General features: G+C 31.0%; 7 protein-coding genes and 1 pseudogene. 4 read left to right on the top strand and 4 right to left on the bottom strand.

Translation table 11 applies throughout. The features are described from left to right. Positions 1 to 179: pseudogene (gene prfB / locus EZH24_RS04325) on the top strand (peptide chain release factor 2); the annotation flags it as partial. 89 nt (positions 180 to 268) lie between these two features. Next, positions 269 to 1,465, top strand: coding sequence for a cyclic nucleotide-binding domain-containing protein (locus EZH24_RS04320; protein ID WP_137997898.1), 1,197 nt, complete (start codon positions 269 to 271; stop codon positions 1,463 to 1,465). Between the two features lie 2 nt (positions 1,466 to 1,467). On the opposite strand, the gene EZH24_RS04315 is transcribed toward EZH24_RS04320, so the two are convergent. Continuing rightward, the gene (locus EZH24_RS04315; RefSeq protein ID WP_137997897.1) at positions 1,468 to 2,193 is read right to left on the bottom strand and encodes a TlyA family RNA methyltransferase; all 726 of its coding nucleotides are present in this window, start codon (positions 2,191 to 2,193) and stop codon (positions 1,468 to 1,470) included. Positions 2,194 to 2,216: 23 nt separating this feature from the next. Then, positions 2,217 to 3,719 carry a DUF4836 domain-containing protein gene (locus tag EZH24_RS04310; protein WP_236847066.1) on the bottom strand — a complete coding sequence of 501 codons (1,503 nt, stop codon included), beginning with the start codon at positions 3,717 to 3,719 and terminating at the stop codon, positions 2,217 to 2,219. Between the two features lie 192 nt (positions 3,720 to 3,911). Here EZH24_RS04310 and EZH24_RS04305 point away from each other — a divergent pair, with 192 nt between their 5' ends. Then, the gene (locus EZH24_RS04305; protein WP_137997896.1) at positions 3,912 to 5,405 is read left to right on the top strand and encodes a glycogen synthase; all 1,494 of its coding nucleotides are present in this window, start codon (positions 3,912 to 3,914) and stop codon (positions 5,403 to 5,405) included. An 11-nt stretch (positions 5,406 to 5,416) separates the two neighbouring features. Further along, positions 5,417 to 5,935, top strand: coding sequence for a DJ-1/PfpI family protein (locus EZH24_RS04300; protein ID WP_137997895.1), 519 nt, complete (start codon positions 5,417 to 5,419; stop codon positions 5,933 to 5,935). Between the two features lie 373 nt (positions 5,936 to 6,308). Here EZH24_RS04300 and EZH24_RS04295 read toward each other — a convergent pair whose 3' ends face one another. Both EZH24_RS04295 and EZH24_RS04290 read right to left on the bottom strand, forming a co-directional pair. Further along, the gene (locus EZH24_RS04295) at positions 6,309 to 7,130 is read right to left on the bottom strand and encodes an alpha/beta fold hydrolase (protein WP_137997894.1); all 822 of its coding nucleotides are present in this window, start codon (positions 7,128 to 7,130) and stop codon (positions 6,309 to 6,311) included. Positions 7,131 to 7,168: 38 nt separating this feature from the next. Continuing rightward, positions 7,169 to 7,750, bottom strand: a complete 582-nt coding sequence (locus EZH24_RS04290; protein WP_137997893.1) for a hypothetical protein — start codon at positions 7,748 to 7,750, stop codon at positions 7,169 to 7,171. Between the last annotated feature and the right edge of the window lie 187 nt (positions 7,751 to 7,937).

Genomic DNA, 7,937 nt, shown 5'->3' with positions numbered 1-7,937 from the left:
AAGGCGAAGCGGGAAAAAACGAAAAATATTGGAATCAAATCAGAAGTTATGTGTTTCAACCTTATCAGTTGGTTAAAGATTTGCGGACGGGTTATGAAAGCGGAAATATGAACTCCGTTATGGACGGAAATATTGACGAGTTCATAGCGTCTTATTTGAAACAGCAGATTAAGAAATAATCCTTTAATAAAACTATTTTAATATTTTATCTATTCCATATTTATCGGTTTTATAATTATAAAGTAAAAATATTTAATGGGTTAAAAATATGAGCGATTCAAAAACTGTCAAATTCAAAAAAGATTCTATAATATATATAGAAGGACAAGAGCCTAAACATACTTTTTATATAATCGTTTCTGGAACGGTAGTGGCATACAGTTATTTTGCGGATAATTACTCAGTCGAATATAAAGCGGGAGAGATTATAGGATTTTTTAACGCGGTAATTAACGAACCGATTAGCTCTACCGTAAAGGCAATAGAAGATGTGGAACTTTTGGAAATGAATATTCAAGAAATAGAAAATATAAATAATAGAAGCATAATAAATAAAATGTATGATTATCTTCTTCTCAATTTGGAAAGATGGCTCGACAGATATTATTATTTTTTGAATAAAGCGAATAAACCTTATATTCAAAGCGAGGCAAAAACTTCGGATATAATCGAAATGGGAAAAATTTATTATAATAACGGATTTTACGGAGCGGCTTATAAAATATTTAATAATTATAAAAATTCTAATAATGAAAGTAATAAAGAAAAAGTTAAAGAAATTGATAAATTGATTTTGGAAATCGAGCCTTTAATAGAAGATTTTAAAGAGCCAGAATTGATAGACAATAATGTTTATAAATATAAAAAAGGTTATTGTTTATACACGGAAATTCAAAGCAACGATTATTTATATATAATAAAATTCGGAAAAGTGGGAGTTTATAATATTTTTAATTCAAAGCAGGTTACGAGAAGAGTGGCGATTGACGGAGATATTATTAACGGATACGCTCCAACTTCCAAAAATCAGGCGCTTTCCACTACGGCGATAATTTTGCAAGATTCTATTATTCAAGCGGTAAAAAAAGAAGAGATTATAAATTTATTATATGTCGACAAAAATATAAGACTTTATTTGACAAAAATAATGAGTATGAGAATACAGATGACAATATCGAGAATAAAAGCTTTCAACGCGAACAATATAACGAGCAAATTTATCATAATCATAGAGGCGCTTATAAAAAACGAGCTTTTATTTAGAGATATTACAAAAATAGAATTTCCTTACAATATTTACGATATTTGTTCCATAATTGGAATCGATTATAACGAAGATATTGAAAACGAATTGGAAAAAATAAAATCGATTTCAATATCGAAAAACGGAAATTTATTGGTAAACGATATAGACGCTTTTTATGAAGATTATAAAATATATAGCATGCGAACTTCAAATAAATAAAATTATTCGCTCCTTACAAAATACGCCAAATATTCTATATTGCCTTTAGTTCCTTTTATTGGCGAGATTGTCCTGCCGATTTCTTTAAACCCGATTTCTTCAATTTTTTTAATCGCTTTATTTAAAATATTTTCTCTCAATATATCGTCTTTTATGATTCCGCCTTTCGGTATGTCCGATTTTTCCGCTTCGAATTGCGGTTTAATCAGACTAATCCAAAATTCCAAATATTTAAATTCTCTATAAATAACGGGCGCTATTTTCGTTATCGAAATAAAAGAAACATCGCTTACGATAATTGAAGGAATTTCTTCAAACATTTCTTTTTTTATATTTTTAGCGTTAAAATCTTCAATCGAAACAACTCTTTTGTCGTTTCTTAATTTGTAAACCAATTGATTATGCCCGACATCCAAAGCGTAAACTTTTTTAGCGCCGTTTTGAAGAAGGCAATCGGTAAATCCGCCAGTGGAAGAACCTATATCCAAACATATTTTATCTTTAACCAAAATATTGAATTCCAAAAATGCTTTTTCCAATTTATCGCCCGCTCGGGAAACATATTTTCTGTTTTGAATAATATCAATTTTATCGGATTCTTTTATATTTTGAGATTTTGAAGTTACTTTAATATCGTTTACAAAAACGCATCCCGCAAGAATTATATCCTGCGCTTTCGCTCTACTTATCGTATAGCCGTTTTTGAAAAGATATTCGTCTAATCTCACTTTAATAAAATTAGTTTCTTAAATTAATTATTATCGCTTTCAATAAAGAAGGATTTTATAATCGTAAGAATATTTTTAGTTTTATCTTTAGCTTCCAATTTTATTATAGTTTGACTATGTTTATTATCCAAAATATTTGAAGTTAAATATATAGATTCAAATTCTTCATTTTCCTCTCCGAGCAAATCTCCAATGAAAGGAGTGAGTTCAAGATAAGAAGAAAAAATATTCTCTCTTGCCAATTTCAATTTATTTTCGTCCAATTTTATATTAGGAATCTCTCCTCTCGCTATAGAATCTATAACGCTTTTTTCATTGACCGTATAAAGAATAGAATCTCTTATATAAAAATAATCTCCACCTATAATATATATGTCGCCTTCTTTACTATCCGATAAAGTATCCAACACTTTCTTGCCAGTTTCTTCGTCCGTTATGGATATTGAAAATAATAAAACTGTTTTGTCGTCTTCGGTATTCCAACCCGATACAAAAATATCTCCGCCCAAAAGTTCGTATAATTTGGAAGCGTCTATTCCCTCTCTTTCCAATTTAGCCGAAGTTTCTTCGTCAAACAATAAACTAATATAATTCATATTTCCTAAAATTTTTGATAATGCGGAATTATTGAAAGCCAAAGATAAAAATCCGTAATTATTTTGTCCGTTTACGAATTTAAATATATTTTCCGACAACTGTTTTTTTAGAGAAGCAAAATCGTAAGTATTGTTGGGGATATAAGTGTCAAAAACCATATCGGCGTTTCCGTTGCCAAAATTAATTTTTCCCGTTAAAACTCCGTCTTTATAAATATCTTTAACGCTTTCGGGCATATCTCCAGCTAATTCCAATAACAATTCAAATAAAGAACCTTCGTTTTCCGATAAAAAAGACAAATCCATCCAAACATAACAATCGTTAGTTTCGTTTTCCAAAGAAATAAAATATTCGTTTTCAAGCGCAACGCCTTTAAAAATATTTTCCGCCGAATCTATTATATTGTCGTTGTCTTCAAAAAATAACCCTCTTAAAGAAACGGTAAATATTTCGTTGTTCCAAGATATTAATGTGTTTTCGTCAAGGCTCAAATATCTATAGTTTGCGCTTTCGGAAAAAGAAATTAATTTATCTTCCTGACTTGCGATTTTTATCATTATTTTGTCCAATTCCGTAATATCCAAAATATCCACAATTAAAGTTAATTTTCCGTAATCGTTTATAAAAATTATTTTAGAATCTTTTGAAAAATCGAATAATTGAGCGAGTCGGTTCGTCATAGCTTCGGCGACAACCTCATCGTCTCTCGTTTCCAAAAATTTATTCGCCAATCTTTGCATAAACAAAGAATTTAATATTTGTTGTAAATCGCCTTCCGCTTTTTTAGATAAATTATCAAAGCTAAAAGAAATAACGGCATCGGTAGTATTTGGAATATATTTTCTTTCAACCGCATATACCGAAATAGAAAAAATATTCACAAATAAAATCGCGCTTAATATTATTTTATTTTTTATTATTTTAGTCATTTTAATCTCCTCAAAATATAATTTCCAAAACTATAACTTTATTATAGTTTTATTTAAGAATATATTTATTATATTAAATGGAAATTAAAAGTCAAGTATCAATTTTAAATTTATCTATAATTTATAATATGCCTTGAAAGTTTTTAAATAAAATTGTATAGTATAAAATATGTATAATCGAAGGAGTTTTTTATGCCTAAACTTAAAGTAATGATAGCGTCTTCTGAAGCGATACCTTTTATAAAAACGGGAGGGCTTGCCGATGTGGCGGGTTCTTTGCCTATATATTTGAAAAAATTCAATGTCGAGGCTTTTGTAGTTATTCCAAAATATAGAGATATCGATTTTAAGGATTGCTATTTGGAGAATGTTCTTCCGACTATGTGCGTTCGTATGGGAAGCGGCGAAGAATGGTGTTCGGTATTCAAAACGGTTTATAAAGGAGTCGATTTTTATTTTATAGAGCATCATAATTTTTTCAGCAGAGAAGGACTCTACCATGATAACGCGTTCAACGATTATCAGGATAACGCTTGGAGATTCGGATTTTTTTCAATGGCGGCTTTGCAATTATGCAGAGATTTGAAATTGGATGTCGATGTCGTTCATGTAAACGATTGGCAGACGGCGGCAATTCCAGCTTATATAAAAACTTGGCATTGGAGCAACGAACTTGGACGAGCGGCGAGTTTGCTTACGATTCATAACGCTAATTATCAAGGAATTTATAACTCCGCTACTACTTACGATTATTTGGGTTTGGGATGGAATAATTATAGCCCCGACACTTTTGAAGACCATGGAAATATAAATTTGCTTAAAGGCGGAATATTCTTTTCGGATGTCGTGACTACGGTTAGTCCGACTTACGCGAGAGAGATAGCCTCTCCTTACGGCGGGCATGGAATGGCTCCATATTTACAAAATAAAACTACAAGCTTTTTCGGAATTCTTAACGGAATAGACGAAGATGTTTGGAATCCTGTAAAAGATAAATTTTTATCCGCTAACTTTTCTGCGGAACATATGGCGGGTAAAAAAATATGCAAGAGAGAATTGCAAAAAAGTTTCCTGCTCGAACAAGACGAAAATGTCGCTTTAATTGGAGCGATTGGAAGATTTGTAGACCAAAAAGGTTATCATTTTATAGCTTCGATAATAGACTATTTGATGAATAACATGAATATGCAATTTGTAATATTAGGAACGGGAGATAAAGGACTCGAAAGTTTCTTCGGAGATTTGCCTAAAAGATATCCTGGGCGAGTGGGTTCTTATATCGGTTACAATAACGAACTTTCGCATTTAATAGAAGCTGGAGCGGATATGTTTGTGATGCCTTCTCTATTCGAGCCTTGCGGACTCAATCAAATGTATTCTTTAAAATACGGGACGATTCCTATAGTTCATGCCACTGGCGGACTCGAAGATACGGTTGAAAATTACAATGAACAAACGGGCGAAGGCACGGGATTCAAATTTTATGACGCAACTTCTTCGGCATTATATAACACTATAGGCTGGGCGATAAGCGTTTATTACGACCATCCCGATAGATTTAAGACAATGCAATTAAGAGGAATGAAAATAGACAATTCTTGGGAGAAAAGCGCGAAAGAATATATTAAAGCCTACGAACTTGCAATATCGAATAAAAGAAATTATGACGATATGTGCAGGTTATAACGGAGTAAATCATGGAAAGAACGAATAATATTTTATATGTAATTGCCTATAAAAATTTTCAAGACGAAGAATATTTTGAAACGAAAAAAATATTTGAAAATAACGGATATAAAACAAAAATTTCCTCTTCGATAATCGGCGAAGGACAAGGGAAATTGGGAAGTTCGGTAAATATAGAACTTTTATTCAGCGAAGTTGACGCGGTAGACTTTGACGCTATAGTATTTATCGGCGGTTTGGGATGCATCGCGTTATGGGACGATTGGCGAGCGCAAGGGCTTTCAAAATTATTTTTGGAAAATAAAAAAATAGTCGCGGGAATAGGAAGCGGAGTAGTCATTATGGCTAACGCTGGAATACTCGAAAATATTAAGGCGACTTGTTTAACGGCTGACGAATCTCATGTTCGTCATGGAAACGCCGAGATAGTTGGAGATAATGTCGTAGTATCGGGAAATATTATAACTGCAAACGGACCGAAATCGGCTAAAGAATTCGCAAACGCTTTGATTAATGTTTTGAAAAATTGAATTTATCAATAATTATAGTCATTACGAATATTTGAAAAATGTGAAGCAATCCAAATTTAGAATTCGTTAATATTTCTAATAACAAGGGGTAGCTACCCCTTGTGTGCTTACCTTTGAATTGTTAACGCAATAGATTGCAACCCCTTGTTATTTTTTAGATTGCTCGCCAAAGGCGGACTTCACGCTGTGTGCCGTAGGCAAGTCTCGATTTGTAAAATAAATCTCGCAATGACAGGTTGAATTTATCATTGCAAAAAAGAATTGTCATTACGAGGTTACGCCGAAGTAATCCAAATAAAATATATTGCCACGCCAACAAGTTGACTATCAATGGCAATAAAAAAACAAATCTCGTCACAACGAAATTAGAGAATTATATTTTATTTTTTACTCTAACCAAAAAATTTTCAATTAAAGAATTAAACAGTTCGGGTTGTTCTATTTGCAAATTATGTCCCGCAATATCTAAAACGCTAAAAGTCGCTCTCGGATAATTTTCGAGCAGTTTCCATAAATCCCTATAACCAACGCATATATCCTGCCTGCCAGCAATAAATAAAACGGGTTTGTCGAATTTAATTTTTTTTAATTTTTTATCGACATCGAAAGAAAAAGAATATTTTTTCCAAAGCAAATCGATAAAATTATAATCGCATTTTTTTATTCCCGAAAGAATTTCCTCTTTATATCTCTTAAAAACTTTTTTATTTTCGACAACGCTATATTTTGAGAATATTTTTCTTTCTTTATCGTTAATAGTTTCCATAAATTTTTTATCTTCAAATTTTACGATATTTTTTGGAACATCTCTTTTCGCATGCATCGGAATAACTACGGGACATAACAAAACCATTCCGTCTATTTTTGAATGCATCTTCGATAAAATTCCTCTCGCCAAATATCCGCCGTAAGATTCTCCCATAATTAAAAAATTTTCCGCAACGGTATCGTTAATAAATGAAATAAGTATATTAAGAATTTTGTCGGAAGAAGCGTATTCGGGCGAAGATTCGGATTTTCCCATTCCGAGCAAATCTATATAAATTCTTTTATAACCATTTTTATTTTTGAAAATATTTTCCATGCAACATTTCATTAAATTCAAGTCGCAATTAAGCCCATGCAACATTATAATCGGTTTCCCGTTTCCAATGATTTGATAATGAATTTTAATATTTTTATAAGAATAAAACATATTTTTTAATCCTTTTAATATTTGCCGTTTATTTTATATTACGGATTATTTAATTCAATTATATTTCCTTCCCAATCGGTAATATTTGGTTTATGGAATTGTCTCCATTTTTCAACAAAAAAGTTAATATTTTTCATGTCTCTTTCTATAAGATATTTTAATTTTTTTATCGCCATATTAAATCCAAATTTCGTATGAAACGATTTTAATTTATAATTTTCAAACCAAAATCTATAACTAAACAACGGAATAGTTTTTAACATATCGATATCAAGCCTCTCTTCTTTTTGATTATTCGGAGGCAAATAAAATTTCATCCCGCTAATATTTTCAAGTTCCGATATATTTTTAGGAATTGGCGACAGATGAAAAATATTGAGGAAGATTTGAATATATCTATCTCTTAAACTAATATAAGTCGTTAGAAATTCAAGATTGGAATTTTCCAAACGACACATTTCGTAAATATAAAGTTGGGAATTGGAATAATTTCTTCCAAAATTAGCGTCTAAAAAAGGCGATTTGACAAAACCGTTTTGCTCGAGTATAGGAAAGGCATTTTGTAAAAAAATATCGTTTCTTATTTTTAATATTTCGCTATTTTTAAGAGAATAAAACATATTTTCTCCAATTATTTTAATTGATTATAGTATAATATTTATTTTTATTTTTTAAAATATATTTTTTGGATTGCCACGATTTCGGACAAAAGCTCGCAATGACAATGCATTTTTCGTCATTGCGAATATTTGAAAATGTGAAGCAATCTAAAAATAAAAAACCGAGCCTTTAATCAATTAAGATAAA

This window comes from Brachyspira catarrhinii (genome assembly GCF_005518285.1).
GTDB lineage: Bacteria > Spirochaetota > Brachyspiria > Brachyspirales > Brachyspiraceae > Brachyspira > Brachyspira catarrhinii.
Note: the sequence above shows the minus strand (reverse complement) of the source record. Positions and strands in the feature narration are given on the sequence as shown.

Excerpts from the sequence above, each read along its gene's own strand:
- EZH24_RS04300 (WP_137997895.1), top strand. The coding sequence starts at position 5,417 with ATGGAAAGAACGAATAATATTTTATATGTAATTGCCTATAAAAATTTT.
- EZH24_RS04305 (WP_137997896.1), top strand. The coding sequence starts at position 3,912 with ATGCCTAAACTTAAAGTAATGATAGCGTCTTCTGAAGCGATACCTTTT.
- EZH24_RS04295 (WP_137997894.1), bottom strand. The coding sequence starts at position 7,130 with ATGTTTTATTCTTATAAAAATATTAAAATTCATTATCAAATCATTGGA.
- EZH24_RS04320 (WP_137997898.1), top strand. The coding sequence starts at position 269 with ATGAGCGATTCAAAAACTGTCAAATTCAAAAAAGATTCTATAATATAT.
- EZH24_RS04290 (WP_137997893.1), bottom strand. The coding sequence starts at position 7,750 with ATGTTTTATTCTCTTAAAAATAGCGAAATATTAAAAATAAGAAACGAT.
- EZH24_RS04310 (WP_236847066.1), bottom strand. The coding sequence starts at position 3,719 with ATGACTAAAATAATAAAAAATAAAATAATATTAAGCGCGATTTTATTT.